Here is an 18,798-nt window from a genome sequence, read left to right as displayed (position 1 = left end):
CTTACTATTTAGTTAATTGTAGCAACTGCCCCTTTGAATAGCAAAACCCCGGATGCGCCCAGTTCAGCAGTATAGTATGATGAGAGAAAACAAAGTGGCATTGAAGGAGGAAGCTGATTTGATTGAAGAACCTTCTGAGCGGTTGATTGCCTGGATGAAAGTGATCATTTTAGCCTCATTGGTCGTTCTGAGTGCCCGGCAATTCATATTTGAACCAGTTGAAGTGCACGGCAAGTCGATGATGCCGACATTTGAGGAAAATGACCGCATCATACTGATGAAAATAAGTGAAATCGAACATTCCGATATGATTGTGTTCAAAGTGGCTGAGGATAGAAATTATTTGAAACGTGTAGTTGGAATTCCGGGTGACGTGGTGGAAATGAACAACGACCACCTATATATTAATGGCATAGAGACAGACGAACCTTATCTTGAGCAAAACAGGAAAGTGGCCGAACAATTGGGATACAGTCAGCTGACGGAAGATTTTGCGGCAGTGACTGTGCCTGCGGGCTATTATTTTGTGCTGGGCGATAACCGCCTGAATAGTGTCGATTCCCGCATACTTGGATTTATCAAAGAGGAAAATATTGTCGGAGAAGTAAAGTTCAGATTGTCTCCAATTGAACATTTGGGACCTGTGAAGTAGTGGCCGGAGAAAGAGGGGGACTTTGTGAAAATTGTGGTTATCTCGCAAAATGAGCTGGAAGCCCAAGGGTTGAAATGGGTAATGGAATCGCATATGAACGGCGTTGCAGTATCGTTTTCCAAGGAAGATGCTGCAGATTGCCTGGTGGTTGATATGGACCTATGGAACGACGAACTTGAAAAGGAATATACACAGCGCAACATTCCTTGGATCGGCTTGTCGTCCGACCGCACATTCATGACAGCTTACCGGGCTCTAAAGGGAAAAGCGGCTGATTTATTGTTTCGGCCATTCGACCCGTTGCTTCTTGTGAAGCAGCTGCAGCAGATCCGCTTTCAGCTGCGCAATGAAAAAACAGATGAAGGAAGCTTGAAGCATACGCTACTCAGATACGAAGATTTCTTTGATGCTGACGTACTGACGCCTGCTGTCACTTTAACTGCTTTTGTGTTGCCTGACAAAGCAGGCTACCCATTATTGAGCAAACAGCTCAAAAGTTATCCATTCCATAAAGGAGCGGAGGTATTTGCCTTTTCCGATTTTGTTCTAGCTGCGTTTTTGACGGATGATGAACAGTCCTGCATCGAAGAAAGCCGGATGTTCTATGAATCCTGGAAACGGGAGACCAATGAGGATCTGTCGATTTTCGTCAATGCCAACCGCCAAATGCGGCTGAAAGATTACTATCAGGGTACGAGGGATATGACTTCGCTGATTTTCTATGAAGGCTATGATATTTCTGTCATCGAACATGAACCAATCACCTGGCAGCCGCTCGATCCGTTTTTATCGCCGGTTGAACAGCGTGAATGGATAGAAATGCTCGAGAAAAAAGATACACGCGCCATCCACGCCTGGATGCACAATGAGTTTCTTTCCTATTCGCGTCCATACCCCGATCCTGAAATGATCCGTGTCCGGCTGACGAGTGTGCTGGCCCAGGCGCGCCGCTATATGAAATCAGCTCATCTGCATGATGAGCAATGGGAACAGCGCTATCATGAAATTTTTGAAGTTATCGTCAAAGATCCTGTTGTTTATAAAATTGCCCAGTCAACATTGAACTTCATTGTGAATGTGGTATCAGCGGCCGTTAAGCATGCTGAAAGCGGGGAATCTCCGGCTTCGGAAGAAATCCGGGCGCTGATGGAAGCGAATTACTGGAATCCGGATTGGAATCTCTCAGCCTGTGCTGAGCAGCTGCGGATGAATAAGAGCACATTGAGCCGCAGGTTCCAAAAGCAGAACGGTCGAAAGTTCAGCGAATTGCTGATGCAGATCCGCATTCGCGAAGCCAACCGGCTGATGAAGGAAACGGATATTCCGCTGGATGAAGTGGCGCGGCTCAGCGGCTTTGGAACCGCTTCGTATTTCAGCGCGGTATATAAGAAGCATGAAAAATTGACCCCTTCCCAGTATCGGCAGGGTGAACTTCATTTATTGGAATGAACGGCTTTCTTCGGAAAGCCGTTTTAAATTTGTCGAAATGTTAATGAAATGATTAGTTATATAAAATAATTCTAAAAATAAATAAGAGAATCAAAAATTATTTAAACAAAACAAAAGAAATGAAATAAATTATAAATAATTAACTGAATTATTAGTATAAGATAAAAATATAGACAAAGGAGGAGCTTGAAATGAAAACGGTTTCAGAACAAAAAGTAATCCAATATACAGGCACAAAGCTTAATACAAAAGGATGGCAGCAGGAAGCGGCATTGCGCATGCTGATGAATAATCTGGATCCGGATGTAGCGGAACGACCGGAGGATTTGGTTGTATACGGCGGCATCGGCAAAGCGGCAAGAAATTGGGAGAGTTTTGACGCCATCGTCCGGTCGCTGAAAGAACTGGAGAATGACGAAACGCTGATGGTGCAGTCGGGCAAACCGGTCGCCATTTTCAAAACACATGAAAATGCACCGAGGGTTTTGATTGCCAATTCAAACATTGTTCCTGCATACGCCAATTGGGAAACGTTCCATGAACTCGATAAGAAAGGGTTGATGATGTACGGCCAGATGACAGCGGGCAGCTGGATTTATATCGGTTCACAGGGAATCGTGCAAGGAACCTATGAAACTTTTGCGGAACTTGCGAAACAGCATTTTGGGGAGTCGTTGAAAGGGACTATCACGCTGACGGCAGGTCTTGGCGGCATGGGCGGCGCACAGCCATTGGCGGTCACGATGGCTGGCGGTGTCTGCATCGGCATCGAAGTGGATGAGACACGCATCGATCGCCGAATCGCTACGCGCTATACAGACGTGAAGACGGATTCACTTGATGAAGCGATCCGAATGGCTGAAGAAGCGAAACAGGAAGGGCGCGCGTTATCCATCGGCTTGCTGGGCAATGCAGCGGATGTTCTGCCGCAAATGATCCAAAGAGGCTTCACGCCGGACGTCCTTACTGATCAGACTTCAGCGCATGACCCTTTGAACGGCTATATCCCGTCAAAAATGTCGCTGGAGGACGCAGCTGCTCTGCGCGAAAGGGATCCATCGGAATATGTGAAGCTATCGAAAGCGTCGATGGCGCAGCATGTTCGTTCAATGCTGGAAATGAAAGAACAAGGGGCCATTACATTTGATTATGGCAATAATATCCGCCAGGTCGCAAAAGACGAAGGCATCGAAAATGCTTTCGATTTCCCTGGATTTGTGCCGGCTTATATCCGTCCTCAATTCTGTGAAGGCAAAGGTCCGTTCCGCTGGGTGGCATTATCCGGCGATCCGGAAGATATCCGCAAGACGGATGAAGTGATTCTTCGTGAGTTCAGCTACAATACGCATCTTTGCAATTGGATCAAGATGGCACAGGAGAAGATCCAGTTCCAGGGATTGCCTGCACGGATCTGCTGGCTCGGTTACGGTGAACGTGCCCGCTTTGGTAAAATCATCAACGATATGGTGGCAAGCGGCGAGTTGAGCGCACCGATTGTTATCGGCCGCGACCACTTGGACTCCGGTTCTGTGGCATCGCCAAACCGCGAAACGGAATCGATGAAAGACGGCTCGGATGTTGTTGCTGACTGGCCGATCCTTAACGCAATGGTCAACGCGGTCGGCGGTGCGACATGGGTTTCGCTTCATCACGGCGGCGGTGTCGGCATGGGTTATTCCATACACTCGGGTATGGTCATAGTTGCGGATGGCACGAAAGATGCCGAAGCGCGTCTGGAGCGGGTATTGACGACAGATCCTGGAATGGGAGTAGCGCGCCACGTTGATGCCGGCTATGATATTGCCGAAAAAACAGCGCGTGAAAAAGGCGTTAACATTCCGATGATGAAAGGTGGAAACCAGAAAAATGACTAAATCAGTTTGGATTAAGCATGCACAGCTTGCAACAATTAAAGGCCAGCAAGGCCCAAGATCTAAAGAAGCGATGAGCGAACTTGGATTGATTGAAGACGGCAGTGTCTGGCTGGAGGACGGAAAAATAGCAGCAGTAGGCACAACAGCCGAATTGGAAAAGAAATTCGCTGACCGATCAGCTGACGCTGAAGTCATCGATGCCAAAGGGCAATTGGTGACGCCGGGGCTGGTCGATCCGCATACGCATGTTGCGTATGGCGGAAGCCGCGAAGGCGAATTCGAAAAACGGCTGCAGGGAGTTTCCTATATGGACATTATGAATGCCGGCGGCGGAATACATGCCACGATGCGCATGACCCGTGAAGCGACGGAAGAGGAATTGGTGGAGCAGACGACGAAACGGCTTGATTCTTTCCTCGAACACGGTGTTACGACGGTTGAAGGAAAAAGCGGCTACGGCATGAATCTGGAAACAGAGCTGAAGCAATTGAAAGTGATGAAGAAGTTGAATGCGGAACATCCGATTGACCTTGTGTCAACATTCATGGGCGCGCATGCGGTGCCGTCTGAATACAAAGGAAAAGAAGATGATTTCGTCGATTATTTAATAGAAACAATGCTGCCGGAAGTTGCTGAGCTGGCGGAGTTCAATGATGTTTTCTGTGAAAAAAATGTCTACACACCGGAACAATCCGAGCGCATTCTGGAAGCGGGTAAAAAACACGGTCTGACGCCCAAAATCCACGCCGATGAAATCGTTTCATATGGCGGAGCGGAACTGGCTGCGAAAGTCGGCGCCATTTCAGCGGAGCATCTGTTGAAAGCTTCCGATGAAGGCATTGAAGCAATGGCGGATGCCGGCGTTATTGCCTGTCTTCTTCCTGCAACAGCCCTTTATCTCCGCGAAGAAGCGGCACAGGGGCGTAAAATGATCGATTCGGGAGTAGCGGTTGCAATTTCGACTGACTGCAATCCAGGGTCATCGCCGACCGTTTCAATGCCGCTCGTCATGAACCTGGCCTGCATTTCGATGCGCCTGACGCCGGCAGAGGCTTTAGTGGCAGCCACCTATAATGCAGCTTGCGCAATAAAACGTGAAGACCGGGCAGGATCGATTGAAGTAGGTAAAAAGGCAGATATCGTTTTATGGAAAGTGAAATCGTATCAGGAACTCCAGTATTTATTCGGTGTGAATCATGTTGAATCGGTTTGGAAAAATGGAGAGAAGGTGGTTGGATGAGTTATTTGAAAAGACCGGAATGGACTTGGCAGCCGGCGGAAAGAGTCACTCATGTGCATCATTGGGTGAAACAGGAGGGTGAAGCGGATGTCGTCCTTTTCGGCGCGCCGCTCTCGCGTTCGTCCATCTCCGCTTCGGCGGCTTCTGAATATCCCGAGGCTTTCCGTAAAATGTGGAAAGGCTTTGCCGCCTATAACTTGGACGAACGAATCGATCTGACAAAAGTTTCTGTGCGTGATGCAGGAGATGTCGCTATGCACACAACGAACATCAAGGAATCGCACCGCCGAATCGAAGAAACTGTGGAAGGTCTGGCAGACAGTAAACTGACTTGCATGATCGGCGGCGACCATTCGACGACTGCTTGCGCGGTCAGAGGGGTGAAAAAAGCATTTTCCCGTGAACGCATCGGCATTCTGCAACTCGATACACATCTGGATGTGCGGGACCCAAAGGCATTAGGGCCGGCGAACGGTACGCCGATCCGCCAATTGATTGACGGGGAAACGGTCAAGGGAGAAGATGTCGTAAACATCGGTCTCCATGGTTATTTCAATACAAAAGAGCTGGTTGAGTACGCAGATGAAAAAGGCATTCAGATGGTGACAATGCGTGAAGCGAGAAGAGCCGGCTTGACTGAAACAATCCGAAAAGCGGTAAAAGCGCTTGAACACGTGGACCGCATCTACGCCACAATCGACATGGATGTACTCGACATCAGCGTGGCTCCGGGTGTCCCTGCTTCTACGCCAGGCGGAATGAAATCAGAAGAATTGTTTGAAGCGTTATTGGAAATAGGCAAATCGGAGAAAGTGAGACATATCGATTTTGTCTGTCTGGATCCGCAAAAAGATAATCATGTGTCAGCCACAGTCAAAACAGGGGTGTATGCGTGGCTGCAATTTATGACCGGCGTTGCGATGAGAACATAATCCATTATAAGGGGATGGGGAAAATGGTCACAAAAGGGGTTAAAGGAAACGATCTTCCAGAAGTGAAAAGTAATACAGGAATGTGGAAATTTTTCGTTTACAGTTTTATCGGTGCGTTCATGTTTTTTGTGCCGGTGACAATCGGAGAAAAAAGCACCATTATGCTCGATCATATCGTTTCTTTTCTGCGCGCTAACGTCAGCGGCGTCTTACCTTATTACGCACTGGCAATAATTGCCGCAGGAGCGGTTTATCCGTTTGTATCGGGAACCTGGAAAAAGAGTACGGTAGATAAAGTGTTTTCTGTTTTCAAGGTGGTCGGTTTAGTTGTAGGATTGATGATTGTATTCAACATGGGACCTGCTTGGCTGTTTGATCCTGATATGGGGCCGTTTCTTTTCAATGCATTGGTAATTCCGGTCGGCCTGCTGGTTCCGATCGGCGCAGTTTTCCTGGCGTTATTAGTCGGTTACGGCCTGCTTGAATTCATAGGGGTTTTGCTGCAGCCGATCATGCGTCCGCTCTTCAAGACGCCAGGGCGGTCTGCAATAGATGCTGCTGCATCATTTGTCGGCAGTTACTCGCTGGGTTTATTGATTACAAATCGTGTTTATAAAGAAGGAAAATATTCAGCGAAAGAAGCGGCAATCATCGCGACCGGCTTCTCCACTGTTTCTGCAACTTTCATGGTTGTTGTCGCATCAACGCTTGATATTATGGATATGTGGCTGACGTATTTCTGGGTTACTTTAGTGGTGACGTTCCTGGTAACAATGGTAACAGTCAGAATCTGGCCATTATCGAAAATAAAGGACGATTACCATCCGGATGCAACTCCGCAGCCTGAGCAAAAAGTAAAAGGCAATAGATTTACCGCAGCTTGGAGCGAGGCTAAAGAAACGGTTGGGCGTTCACCAAGACTGGTTGATAATGTGCTTCAAAACTTGAAGGACGGAATTTTGATGGCAATGGCAATTTTGCCGACAATCCTTTCCATTGGTTTGTTGGGACTGGTACTGGCTGAGTTTACACCAATCTTTGACTGGGTAGCCTATCTATTCTATCCATTCACATGGGCGCTTCAATTGCCGGAACCGATGCTTGTTGCTAAAGCCAGCGCACTTGGCATAGCTGAAATGTTCCTGCCGGCGCTGTTTGTAACAGAATCAGACCTGCTTGTGAAATTCGTTATTGCGGTCGTTTCTGTATCTTCCATCATCTTCTTCTCGGCATTGGTGCCATGTGTTGTTTCGACAGAAATCCCGTTGTCGATTCCAAAAATGGTGGTTATCTGGGTACAGCGTGTAATTTTAACGCTGATTTTTGTAACACCAATCGCTTACCTGATCCTTTAACGCGGTGATACGTTACCACTGTATCTTGTTAAAATATGGTAATTAATACTTGAGCTTTGGTTAGCTGAAATTTATACTGAGGGTAACTCAAGATGCGATGGCGGCTGCTATCGCATCTTTTTTCGAAGGGATGGGAATTGAATGATTACATTAACAGGGAACGATTTAACAATCGAACAATTGCGAAGGATTCTGTTTGAGAACGAGACGATCGAATTGGACGACGGCGCAATGGAACGTGTATGCAAGAGCAGGGCAGCTGTCGATCGGATTGTAGCGGAGAAAAAGACCGTTTACGGCATTAATACCGGATTTGGCAAATTCAGTGACGTTAGCATCTCAGAAGAAGACGTTAATCCGCTGCAGCTCCATTTGATCCGGTCACATGCATGTGGCATCGGCAAACCATTTTCGGAAGCGGTTTCACGGGCGATGGTTGTGCTGCGCTTGAACGCGTTATTAAAAGGATTCTCTGGAATCCGTCCGATTGTCGCTGAACGGCTGGCGATGATGGTCAATGAAAAGATTCATCCGGTCATACCGCAACAGGGTTCGTTGGGAGCTTCAGGTGATCTGGCTCCGCTTTCGCATCTGGCATTGGTGCTGATCGGAGAAGGAGAATACTGGAAAGACGGGGAGCCGGCAGACGCTTCTTCTGTCTGGCAGCAAAAAGGCCTGTCTCCTGTAGAATTGCAGGCAAAAGAAGGGCTGGCGCTGATCAATGGTACGCAGACAATGACGGCCCAAGGAGTGGTCACATATATCGAAGCGGAAACACTGGCTCTTCAAAGCGAATGGATTGCGGCAATAACTTTTGAATCCCTATTCGGTGTTATGGATGCTTTTCATCCGGCAGTCCACGCGGCACGGGGCTATAAGGAACAAATGGCAGTTGCAGAGCGCATGCGCTGGTGGCTCGACGGCAGCCGTCTTTCAACGGTACAAGGAGAAAAACGGGTTCAGGATGCTTATTCACTGCGCTGCATCCCGCAAGTCCACGGCGCGAGCTGGCAGACGCTGGCATATGTAAAAGAAAAACTGGAAATCGAAATGAATGCGGCTACCGATAACCCGCTGATTTTTGAAGACGGTGAAGTAGTAATTTCAGGAGGAAACTTCCACGGACAGCCGATCGCTTTTGCTATGGATTTCCTGAAAGTGGCGGTCGCTGAACTCGCAAATATCTCGGAACGGCGGATCGAACGCCTCGTCAATCCGGCATTGAACGAAGGGCTACCCGCTTTCCTTAGTCCGGAACCGGGCCTTCAATCGGGTGCAATGATCCTGCAATACGCAGCGGCAAGCCTTGTATCGGAAAATAAAACCTTGGCACACCCAGCATCTGTCGATTCGATTCCATCGTCCGCTAATCAGGAAGACCATGTCAGCATGGGTACTATCGGCTCCCGCCATGCCCGCGACATTACAGAAAATGCCCGGCGCGTGCTGGCTATAGAAGCCTTCTGTGCGGCGCAGGCAGTCGAATACCGCGGAGCGGACAGAATGTCACCAAGAACGGCCGAGCGCCTCGGAGCCATTCGAAAAGTAGCCGGACCGATCGACGAAGACCGGGTGTTCAATCCGGATATCGAACGCATTGCGGCTTTTCTGCTTGGAGAGGCTTATCATGGAATTAAACAACGTGTTTTATCCTGAATCGAAAATCGTATATATATAAAAATGAGGGCGTGCCGAACAATCGGCACGCCCTCTTATATCGCTTAAAACAAATTCAGTTTTTCAATCCGGCGGATGGCTTCCGCAAGACGTTCTTCATCGACCAGCAGTCCGACTCGCACAAACCCTTCGCCGCTTTCACCGAATCCGCTGCCCGCTGCAACGGAAATATCCGCATACTTCAGCAGGTAATTGACGAATTCGATGCTTGTAAATCCTTTTGGCACCGGCAGCCAGGCAAAGAAAGAACCTTTAGGCGCTTCGATTTCCCAGCCGATGCGGGCACATTCTTCAATCAGCACCTGACGGCGTTTTTCATAGGTTTCAACGAGTTCTGTGACACAGGACTGATCACCCGTCAAAGCTTCAGCCGCGGCCAGCTGCAGAGCAGGAGGCAGTCCGGCGAATAGATGATCCTGGATCAGGTTCAGCGCTTCAACCATTTTCGAGTTGCCGACAGCAAAACCGATGCGCCATCCGGCCATATTATAAGTTTTCGATAAAGTATACATCTCGATTCCAATATCCTTGGCACCTTCAGACTGCAGGAAGCTTGGCGGCTTTACGCCTTCGTACCCGATGGCGCCGTATGCGAAATCATGGACGACAGCAATGCCATTGGTTTTTGCAAATTGAACGGTATCATCGAAAAATTCTTTGGTGGCGACTGCGCCGGTCGGGTTATTGGGGTAATTCAGATACATCATTGAAGCACGGTCGAGCACCTTTTGCTCCAATTCGCTGTAATTCGGCAGATAGCCGTTTTCAGGTTTTAACGTCATCAGATCCATGTCGATTCCTGCCAAAGGGGCACCGGACATGTAGTCCGGGTAGCCCGGATCAGGCAGGAGCAAAGATTCGCCTGGATCGAGGAATGCAAGCGGCAGCTCCACAAGTCCGATTTTCGTACCGGCAAGCAAGGCAACTTCAAGATCAGGATCGATATCGACATCATACTCACGTTTATAGAAATCAGCAGCGGCCTGCCGCATTTCCTTAATCCCCCGGAACGGTGAATATTTATGGTTTTTCGGATCGGCGACGGCTTCCTGCATGGCTTTGACGATATGTGCAGGCGTTGGCTGATCAGGATTTCCCTGACCCAGATTTATGACGTCGCGTCCTTCAGCCAAAGCTTTTGCTGTCTGTGCGGCAAGAGACGAAAAGAATTGTTCCGGCAATTGCTGCAAGCGTTTTGAAAATTCCATTATGCATTCCCTCATTTTCTGAAATATTACGAATCTTAACCAAATCTTATACAGTTGGAGAGGATATGTCTACATTGCGGAGAATACTTATTTCCCTGAAGCAGTTAGAGCCAAGCCGGGTTATTCGAAAAGTTGTTTATTGAGTTGAAACGGAGAAAAATTAATTAAATACAAATCAGGTTTGACTTTCGAAAAAAATGGACGTAATATAATAAACAATTCAAATTTCATACACTGCTTATCAAGAGAGACCGAGGGTAAGGCCCTATGACGTCCGGCAACCCCCAGAAATGGGTAGGTGCCAAATCCTGCAGAATGCTTGCATTCTGGAAGATAAGTCGGGAATATTTTATTTTTCGATGCCTCTTTCTTGATGAAGAGGCATTTTTTATTTTGCGAGGGAGGACAACTATGATTCAAATCCAGAATCTGACGAAAACATATATGACTAAAAGAGGAGCAGTCACTGGAGTCGACAATGTAACCATGGATATAAAGAAAGGGGAAATCTTTGGGATAGTTGGCTATTCAGGAGCTGGAAAAAGCTCATTGATCCGCTGCATTAACTTGTTGGAGAGACCAACATCAGGAAATATTATAGTGGATGGAAAAGATTTGACTTCCTTAAAAGGTGGGGAGCTTAGAAAAGCCCGGTTGAAAATCGGCATGATTTTTCAGCATTTTTCTCTGATCAGCCAAAAAACAGTTTATAATAATATCGCCTTCGCACTCAGAGCAGCCGGAATGAATGCAAGAGATATTGATGTCAGAGTCAGCGAGCTCTTGGAAATGGTTGGGCTGGCTGAGAAGCGAAATGTCTATCCTGCCCAGCTCAGTGGAGGTCAAAAACAGCGGGTTGGAATTGCCAGGGCTCTAGCCAATAACCCTGATGTATTGCTTTGTGACGAAGCAACTTCTGCACTTGACCCCAATACGACACTCTCCATTTTGCACCTGCTCAAAGATATTAACCGGAAATTGAATATCACAATTGTGCTCATTACCCATGAAATGAATGTGGTCAAGGAGATATGTGACCGTATGGCAATCATGCAAGGTGGAGTGGTTATTGAAGAAGGGCAGGTATACGATATTTTTGCCGATCCTCAACAGGAACTTACGAAAGAGTTCATCTCAAGCGTTGTATCTTTCAACGTGCCGGAACAAATTCTTTCAGAAACAGAAGGTTTGCTTGTGAAGCTTCTTTTTAAAGGAGCGATGGCCGGAGAAGGTGTAGTTTCGGATATGCTGCAAAAATATCAAATAAAAGGTAATTTTCTCCATGGCTCAATCGAATACATTCAGGAACGTCCCCTTGGCATATTCATCATGGAGTTAAAAGGTGAAAAGGCTACTATAGCTGAAGCATTGAAATATCTGGAGAGTCGGGCAACGCTAGTGGAGGTGGTCGGGAATGGGAATTGAAGTTGGACGCATTATTGAGTTATGGCCAGAAATACAAACGGCATTTTTCCAAACTTTAGTCATGATCGGCATTTCCCTGTCAGCGGCTTTAATCCTCGGACTGCCTCTCGGAATTCTTCTATTTGTTACAGACAAAGGATTATTTTGGGAAAATAAAGCTTTCAATTCTGTTATCGGATTCATCATCAATATTGTCAGGTCCATTCCGTACATTATTCTGTTGGTAGCGCTTATTCCATTGACCTTGGCAATTACTAACACTACCATTGGCCCGATAGCAGCCAGTGTTTCACTATCAGTGGCAGCAATTCCATTTTTTGCCCGACTGGTGGAAACTTCATTACGCGAAACAGATAAAGGTGTCATTGAAGCTGCAATCGCTGTCGGGGCGACACCATGGATGATAATAATAGATGTTTTGCTGCCGGAAGCGAAAGCAAGCATTATTCAAGGCATTACATTGACTATTATCAGTCTGATCGCTTACTCAGCTATGGCAGGAGTTGTGGGGGGCGGAGGCATCGGCGACTTGGCCATCCGTTTTGGCTATTATCGCTACGACAACACGATTATGGTTGTCACAGTCGTTATTTTAATAATCCTTGTTCAATTGATTCAACAATTGGGCGATTATACAGCAAAAGCAATCGATAAAAGATAAGGGGAGATAAGGATGAAAAAGTTAGGTTTAGTATTGACGTTGGCCGCATTGACATTGGCAGGCTGTGGAGAAGAAAATACAACGAGTGGAACGGGAGGAACAGCTGAAGCATCGAAGGAAGTTACATTGGGATCCACTGCAGGACCTTACAGCGATATGCTGAGTAAGGCCATTGTTCCTGCACTTGAAGAAAAAGGCTATACAGTGAAAACAGTGGAATTCAGTGATTATATCCAACCTAACGTGGCACTGAATAGTGGAGATCTTGATGCAAATCTTTTTCAGCACACCATTTATCTAGAGAACTTTGAAACAGAAAATAATATGGATTTAGAAGGATTGATAAGTGTACCAACAGCTCCAATGGGGATATATTCAAATAAATATGATTCTCTTGAGTCAATTGAAGAAGGGGCTACTATTGCTATTCCCAACGATCCAGTAAATGCTGCACGTGCCTTTTTAATTTTGGAAGATGAGGGCTTGATCACTTTGAATCCGGATGCGGAGGTACTTAAAGTATCTGAAAAAGACATTGAAGATAACATTAAAAATCTGGAATTCCAGCCGATTGAAGCAGGACAATTGCCGCGTGCGGTTGAAGGGTCAGATCTAGCAGCTGTTCCTGGGAATTTTGCACTCGCTTCAAGCATGAATTTACTGGATGCATTGGTTCTTGAAAATATGCCGGATGAATACCGTAACGTTGTAGCAGTGAAGGCGGAAAATAAAGATGGTCAACTGGCGGAGGATTTGATTGAAATTGTAGAGTCGGAAGAATTTGAGCAAACGATTGATGAAGAATTTGAAGGTTTCGGAAAACCGGGTTGGATGACAGAATAATAAAGAGTAAGGGTGAAAAAAATGACGGAATTTATTGTACGGGGAGCTCCAGGCACTTATATTTGCGAAGATGGGATCCTTGGACGTCTGGAAGAACATCTGCTGTCACTTGGGTACGGACGAATCCTGATTGTGCATGGTAGGGATTCCTGGAAAGCCGCAGCTTCCTACTTTCCTGAATTTCAGACCCTGAAGGCCGATTTTATTGAATATAGCGGTGAATGTTCACTTGCAGAAATTCAGCGTGTTGCTGAGTCTTCTATACAAGCGGATGCCATATTGGGCGTTGGGGGAGGCAAAATCCTGGATTTGGTAAAAGCTGCAGGTCAGGTCCGGAATATTGAAACAGTACTCCTGCCTACTGCTCCTTCCAATTGTTCAGCATGGACACCAATCAGTGTCATTTATACAGAAGAAGGAAACTTCCATCGCTTTGATATCCATTCCAGAAATGCTTCGTTGTTGATTATTGAACCGCAAATCATGCTGGAAGCGCCGACTGCTATGCTGGTTGCCGGCATAGGGGACACTGTTGCCAAATGGTATGAAGCAGATGTACAGATCCGTCAGCTTCCGGAAAAAACGGCAGCACTCGCAATTTCCCACTATACAGCTAAGCTTTGCCTGGACGAATTGATTGAACATGGGGGAGCTGCTGTAGCGGCTGCAGAGCGGGGAGAATTGACAGCTAGATTTGTAAAAGTAGTAGAAACCATCATTATGACAGGGGGAATGGTCGGCGGCTTTGGAGACAGCTACGGCAGAGTTGCAGCAGCCCACTCTATCCATAACGGACTGACCGTACTGCCGGAAACCCATAGTATTCAGCATGGTGAAAAAGTGGCTTATGGGACGTTGATTCAACTTATTCTTGAAGACCGTTGGGAAGAAGCGGAGAAATTGGCCGTTTACTTTCAGCAATTAGGGTTGCCGATTTCTTTGAGAGATATGGGACTTTCCGATATTTCTGATGAAGGTATCCTCGCGGTAGCTGAAAAAACGACTAAACCAGGTGAAACCATTCACTTGCTTAAAACAGGTGGTGTGACGGCAGAAGAAGTAGCACAGGCTATACGGGTATATGAAAAACATCAGACAATAGTTCAATAATCGAAAGCCGCTCCGGATTGTTGTCCGGCAGCGGCTTTTGTGCCAAACTGAGTGTTGAGAGTGAAAATTTTTTATTGTAGTAAAGCTGAAAAGGAGAGAGAATATGGCATTGCACAGTTTTCATTTAAAAGCGGATTGGCCGGGTCTGCGCAATGATGTAGGAACGATTGAAACCGGCAACTTGAAGACGGAAATATCGATTCCGCCTGAAATGGACGGTCCGGGGATCGGGACAAATCCGGATGAAATGTTGCTCGGTGCAGCAGCTACCTGCTATATCATCACGCTTGCTGCTATGCTCGAGCGCAGCAAAATCGAAAAAGAATCACTGACGATGGAATCAGAAGGGCTTGTGGATGTCACAAATGGGATTATCACCTATAAAAAAATTATTCACCGGCCAAAGCTGGTTCTGAAAAAGGATGCTTCTGAAAAAGATTTCTCGATGGCTGGGAAGCTTGCCGAGAAAGCGGAAAGCTCCTGCATGATCACACGCGCTATCAAAGGCAATGTGGAAGTCGAATTGGAAGCGGATATTTCCAAAGCTAAATAGGGATTGTAAGCCATTAGTGAACAAGAGCTGGTGGCTTATTTTATTTCGGAAATCACTCATTTTTCATAGAGTTGTTTCTGCATAAATGAAAAAAGGATTAAGAGCGAATAGGTACATAAGCATGAAAATATATTTCATTGTGGAACGATTTACCTCTTTTTAAAAATTAAAAAGGAATTCCCAAAAGACTTAATGAATCTATTTAGAGTACCGAAACGCTTAAGGGAGAAAGGAGGAAGCTCCAGTAAAGAAGGGGAACATGTTGCTTGGAATTTGGATAATATCAAACACAAAAGGAGCCGATCATTTTATGAAGAAGATGGGATTAAAGAAAAGCATGTTAAGTCTTTCTGTTGCAGGCGCTTTGGTTTTCAGCGCATCGCCACTGGCTTTGCCGACAGCACTTGCAGTAGGTGAAGGACCGGGATACGGCGGCAACGAAACAATCAACACTTCGATTTTGACCACCTATGATGAAATGGCAGATTACCTTAAAAAGCAAGATGCAAAGCAGGCAAATATGGAATTGGAAATCATTGGCCAAAGTGTGAAAGGCCGCGATCTCTATCTAGTTAAATATATGACGAATCCTGATAATCCGACGATTCTGTTTCTCACGCAGCAGCACGGCAATGAGCAATTGACAACAGAAGGCGCCCTGGAATTCATTAAACACATGGGATCCGGCAAGATGAAAGGTGTAACGGATGGAGTCAACGTCCTGATTGTGCCGATGCTGAACGCAGACGGGGCAATGGGAGATGTGAATTTCTCACTTGAAGATTATGTGGCAAAAGGCGATCGTAACCTAACCCGTTATAACGCAAATGAAGTGGATTTGAACCGCGACCACGTCAATAAAATCCAGCCGGAAACTCAGGCGCTTCACTATAACGTTATGCAGAAGTATGACATCGACTATATGATCGATTTGCATCACCAAGGCACTCAAAGTGAACGCGATGGCGAATTGGTTTCCGGATCGATCCTGTATCCGACTACCCCGAACGTCGATGAAGATGTGCTGTTAAAATCCAAACAGCTTGGAGCAGTCGTTTTTGATGCAGTGGATTCAACAGGATGGGGCCATCTAGGAAAATACAATGGAGGCAACGCGGAAACAATCAGCCGAAACGGTATTGCAGTTGAGTACGGCATTTCCACCCTGTTATTTGAAATGCGCGGAATGTCCGACCATGAATATGAGCCGTATGTCCTCGGCCAAAAGAGCAATGGCTATTTGATCAAGCAAACAATCACGACGCTTGATGCGGCAGTCCGTGCAATTTCTGACGGTTCCATCGAAAACGCCGATATTTCCTTCTGGGATACGCTGGCGACTTAAACTACACGCCGTACAGAATAAAATTAACTTGGTATTCAGGTAAATAGTTGAATTTATAAAACTGCTGTCCTTTGAGTTATAGGGACAGCAGTTTTTTGCATTGTTATGTATAGAAAAACATAAGATTTTCTAGCTGTTCAATTGTGGTAGACTACAAACATCTGAATTTTACTGGGAGACAACAAGATGAGAAATTTTTCATTGGAAACTAAAATTATAATTTTAAGCACTTCTCTTATATTATTAATTACCGCTATATTCGTTGCTATCCTCAGTTATGAAGAAGTTAAGGATACAAAAGAGGCTGTTGGAAAAAGGGCATTAGAGACGGCAATTGCCGTTTCGGTTACACCCAGTATAGTGAGAGCACTGGAGATGGGAGACCCACAAGGGGTTATTCAGCCATTTGCAGAATACTTGCGTAAACAAGTAGGGGCGGAATTCATAGTAGTAGGAGACAGGAACAGCATACGGTATTCGCATCCAAATCCCCAAAAAATTGGCGGAATGATGGTGGGCGGAGATAATACCCGTGCTTTGACTGATGGGAAATACTACATCTCAGAAGCTACTGGATCTCTTGGTCCCAGTCTAAGGGGAAAAGCCCCGATCTATACAGGAGATGGAAAGATTATAGGACTTGTATCAGTGGGATATCTGATAGAGGATATCAATGATATTATCTTCGGTAATGTTTTTGAAGTGTTGCGCTATACCTTGGTTGTTTTAGCATTCGGTATTTTTGGCAGTATTCTGTTGGCAAAAAACATCAGGAAGGAAACAATGGGACTGGAACCGCGTGAAATTGCGACCTTATACAGAGACCGTGAAGCATTACTCTCTTCTATTTTAGAAGGAGTGATAGCCATCGACAATCAAGGAAGAATAACTGCTATTAACCAATCAGCGCAGAATTTAATGGGAATAGGTGAATCAGCGCTGAATGCATATATAGAAGATGTAATGCCAAATTTCAAAATGAAAGAAGTTTTAAGAAACGGATATTCTGTTAAGAATGAGGAAATATTGATCAAAGATAAAGTTCTGATTTTTAACCGCACGCAAATCATTGATAATGGTGAAGTGGTAGGAGCTGTAGCCACTTTTCGTGATAAGACAGAGGTTCAGTCAATGTTGAAAACGTTATCTGAAATCCAGCAATATTCAGAAGGACTGCGTGCCCAGACCCATGAATATATGAATAAGTTATACGCAATTTCAGGATTGCTTCAATTAAACCAAATCAGGGAAGCGACCGAATTGATACAATCTGAAACAGATTACCAGGAGAATCATTCAAAACAAATGCTAAACCTTATAGAAGACACAAAAGTTCAAGCAATTCTTTTAGGGAAGATGGGAAAAGCATCCGAACAGAAAGTGAAATTGAGCATTGATGAAAACAGTTCCTTACGATCTTTGCCAGAACATATAGATATCACAAAAGTGATTCATATTGTCGGGAATCTAATCGATAATGCAATAGAAGAAGTGGTAAAAAAATCTGTTAAAGAAGTGTCTTTCTTTATAACAGATTTGGGGAACGACGTTATTATTGAAGTTGAAGACAGTGGAGATGGAATTGCAGAGGAAGATATCCAACGCATCTTTGAAGTCGGTTTTTCAACAAAAGGACGTACAGACCGAGGTTACGGACTTGTTATTGTCAAGCAGGCGATTGAAGAATTAAAAGGTACTATAGAAGTCCATTCAAACGTAGAATCAGGAACAGTTTTTACAGTGTATATCCCAAAACAACCTGGGGAGGTGGCATAATGCTGAGTGTATTGATAGCTGAAGACGATTTTAGAGTCGCCAATATTCACGAACAATTTTTAAAAAAAGTCAGAGGCACTAAACTTGTCGGGAAAACTTCAAATTGTAAGGAAACCTTGGCAGCGGTGAAGAAATACAAGCCGGATTTAATCATACTCGATAACTATATGCCAGATGGTTTAGGCATCGATTTAATAGAAGAAATTAGGGAAATAAATAACCCCACTGATGTTATCCTGGTTTCTGCTGCCAATGAAAAAGAATATATTGAAACAGCTATCAGAAAAGGGGTAAAAGGTATTATTATAAAGCCTGCCAGCCTTGAGCGTTTCATTTTTACCATTCAGAAGTATATTGATGACAAAATTAGTTTGGAAAGAAAAGACAAGGTGGAACAGAGTTTCTTGGACGATCTTTTCGGCGTAAAAATTGCAGAGGAATCTACTACTGCCGTAAAGGGAATAGACCCTTTGACTTTGGAAAAAGTCATTAGTATCTTAAAGCAGAACAAAACTGGAATAACCGCAGAAAAAACAGGGGAAAAGATGGGAGCTTCAAGGACGACTGCCCGCAGGTACTTAGAATACCTGGTTTCCATTGATGAGTGTTATGCAGAACTTGTATACGGAATTGTTGGCAGACCTGAGAGGAATTATTATTTGAAATGAAAGCTGATCAATCTGATCAGCTTTTTTGTG

Annotated in this window: 16 protein-coding genes and 1 riboswitch; of the genes, 15 read left to right on the top strand and 1 reads right to left on the bottom strand. The window is 45.4% G+C overall.

Annotated features, from left to right (window positions below; genetic code table 11):
• Positions 1-79 precede the first annotated feature (79 nt).
• The 7 genes from lepB (at position 80) to hutH (ending at position 9,158) form a co-directional block, all read left to right on the top strand.
• The gene (lepB, locus tag DP120_RS01535; RefSeq protein WP_112221422.1) at positions 80-652 is read left to right on the top strand and encodes a signal peptidase I; all 573 of its coding nucleotides are present in this window, start codon (positions 80-82) and stop codon (positions 650-652) included.
• 24 nt (positions 653-676) lie between these two features.
• A complete protein-coding gene (locus tag DP120_RS01530; protein ID WP_112221421.1) occupies positions 677-2,101 on the top strand; it encodes a helix-turn-helix transcriptional regulator in 1,425 nt (474 codons plus the stop codon).
• A 191-nt stretch (positions 2,102-2,292) separates the two neighbouring features.
• The gene (hutU, locus tag DP120_RS01525) at positions 2,293-3,975 is read left to right on the top strand and encodes a urocanate hydratase (RefSeq protein WP_112221420.1); all 1,683 of its coding nucleotides are present in this window, start codon (positions 2,293-2,295) and stop codon (positions 3,973-3,975) included.
• The gene (gene hutI / locus DP120_RS01520) at positions 3,968-5,215 is read left to right on the top strand and encodes an imidazolonepropionase (RefSeq protein ID WP_112221419.1); all 1,248 of its coding nucleotides are present in this window, start codon (positions 3,968-3,970) and stop codon (positions 5,213-5,215) included. Before hutU ends, hutI begins: the two co-directional genes overlap by 8 nt.
• Positions 5,212-6,147: an agmatinase family protein gene (locus DP120_RS01515; protein ID WP_112221418.1), complete on the top strand. Its 936-nt coding sequence runs from the start codon at positions 5,212-5,214 to the stop codon at positions 6,145-6,147. The genes hutI and DP120_RS01515 overlap by 4 nt, the downstream gene beginning before the upstream one ends.
• 14 nt (positions 6,148-6,161) lie before the next feature.
• The gene (locus tag DP120_RS01510; RefSeq protein WP_112222273.1) at positions 6,162-7,502 is read left to right on the top strand and encodes a YjiH family protein; all 1,341 of its coding nucleotides are present in this window, start codon (positions 6,162-6,164) and stop codon (positions 7,500-7,502) included.
• 141 nt (positions 7,503-7,643) lie between these two features.
• Positions 7,644-9,158, top strand: coding sequence for a histidine ammonia-lyase (hutH, locus tag DP120_RS01505; protein WP_112221417.1), 1,515 nt, complete (start codon positions 7,644-7,646; stop codon positions 9,156-9,158).
• Positions 9,159-9,223: 65 nt separating this feature from the next.
• Here hutH and DP120_RS01500 read toward each other — a convergent pair whose 3' ends face one another.
• Positions 9,224-10,387 carry a pyridoxal phosphate-dependent aminotransferase gene (locus DP120_RS01500; RefSeq protein ID WP_112221416.1) on the bottom strand — a complete coding sequence of 388 codons (1,164 nt, stop codon included), beginning with the start codon at positions 10,385-10,387 and terminating at the stop codon, positions 9,224-9,226.
• 235 nt (positions 10,388-10,622) lie between these two features.
• Positions 10,623-10,727, top strand: a riboswitch (SAM riboswitch).
• A gap of 71 nt (positions 10,728-10,798) precedes the next feature.
• On the opposite strand from DP120_RS01500, the gene DP120_RS01495 reads away from it, so the two are divergent.
• From DP120_RS01495 to DP120_RS01460, 8 genes are all read left to right on the top strand, one after another.
• Positions 10,799-11,812: a methionine ABC transporter ATP-binding protein gene (locus tag DP120_RS01495; protein ID WP_112221415.1), complete on the top strand. Its 1,014-nt coding sequence runs from the start codon at positions 10,799-10,801 to the stop codon at positions 11,810-11,812.
• Complete coding sequence (locus tag DP120_RS01490) at positions 11,802-12,473, top strand: methionine ABC transporter permease (protein ID WP_112221414.1); 672 nt, start codon at positions 11,802-11,804, stop codon at positions 12,471-12,473. Before DP120_RS01495 ends, DP120_RS01490 begins: the two co-directional genes overlap by 11 nt.
• 12 nt (positions 12,474-12,485) lie before the next feature.
• Positions 12,486-13,316 (top strand): MetQ/NlpA family ABC transporter substrate-binding protein, encoded by an 831-nt coding sequence (locus DP120_RS01485; protein WP_112221413.1) that lies wholly within the window; start codon positions 12,486-12,488, stop codon positions 13,314-13,316.
• 21 nt (positions 13,317-13,337) lie between these two features.
• Complete coding sequence (locus DP120_RS01480) at positions 13,338-14,426, top strand: iron-containing alcohol dehydrogenase family protein (RefSeq protein ID WP_112221412.1); 1,089 nt, start codon at positions 13,338-13,340, stop codon at positions 14,424-14,426.
• Between the two features lie 103 nt (positions 14,427-14,529).
• Complete coding sequence (locus DP120_RS01475) at positions 14,530-14,979, top strand: OsmC family protein (RefSeq protein ID WP_112221411.1); 450 nt, start codon at positions 14,530-14,532, stop codon at positions 14,977-14,979.
• A 337-nt stretch (positions 14,980-15,316) separates the two neighbouring features.
• Positions 15,317-16,324 carry a M14 family zinc carboxypeptidase gene (locus DP120_RS01470; RefSeq protein WP_112222271.1) on the top strand — a complete coding sequence of 336 codons (1,008 nt, stop codon included), beginning with the start codon at positions 15,317-15,319 and terminating at the stop codon, positions 16,322-16,324.
• A 186-nt stretch (positions 16,325-16,510) separates the two neighbouring features.
• Positions 16,511-18,100, top strand: a complete 1,590-nt coding sequence (locus DP120_RS01465) for an ATP-binding protein (protein WP_112221410.1) — start codon at positions 16,511-16,513, stop codon at positions 18,098-18,100.
• Positions 18,100-18,768: a response regulator gene (locus DP120_RS01460; protein ID WP_112221409.1), complete on the top strand. Its 669-nt coding sequence runs from the start codon at positions 18,100-18,102 to the stop codon at positions 18,766-18,768. The genes DP120_RS01465 and DP120_RS01460 overlap by 1 nt, the downstream gene beginning before the upstream one ends.
• Positions 18,769-18,798 lie beyond the last annotated feature (30 nt).

The sequence above is a fragment of the Planococcus halotolerans genome, assembly GCF_003289955.1.
Classification (GTDB): Bacteria; Bacillota; Bacilli; order Bacillales_A; family Planococcaceae; genus Planococcus; species Planococcus halotolerans.
The sequence above is the reverse complement of the archived record's forward strand: the minus strand, read 5'-3'. Positions and strand labels throughout refer to the sequence as shown.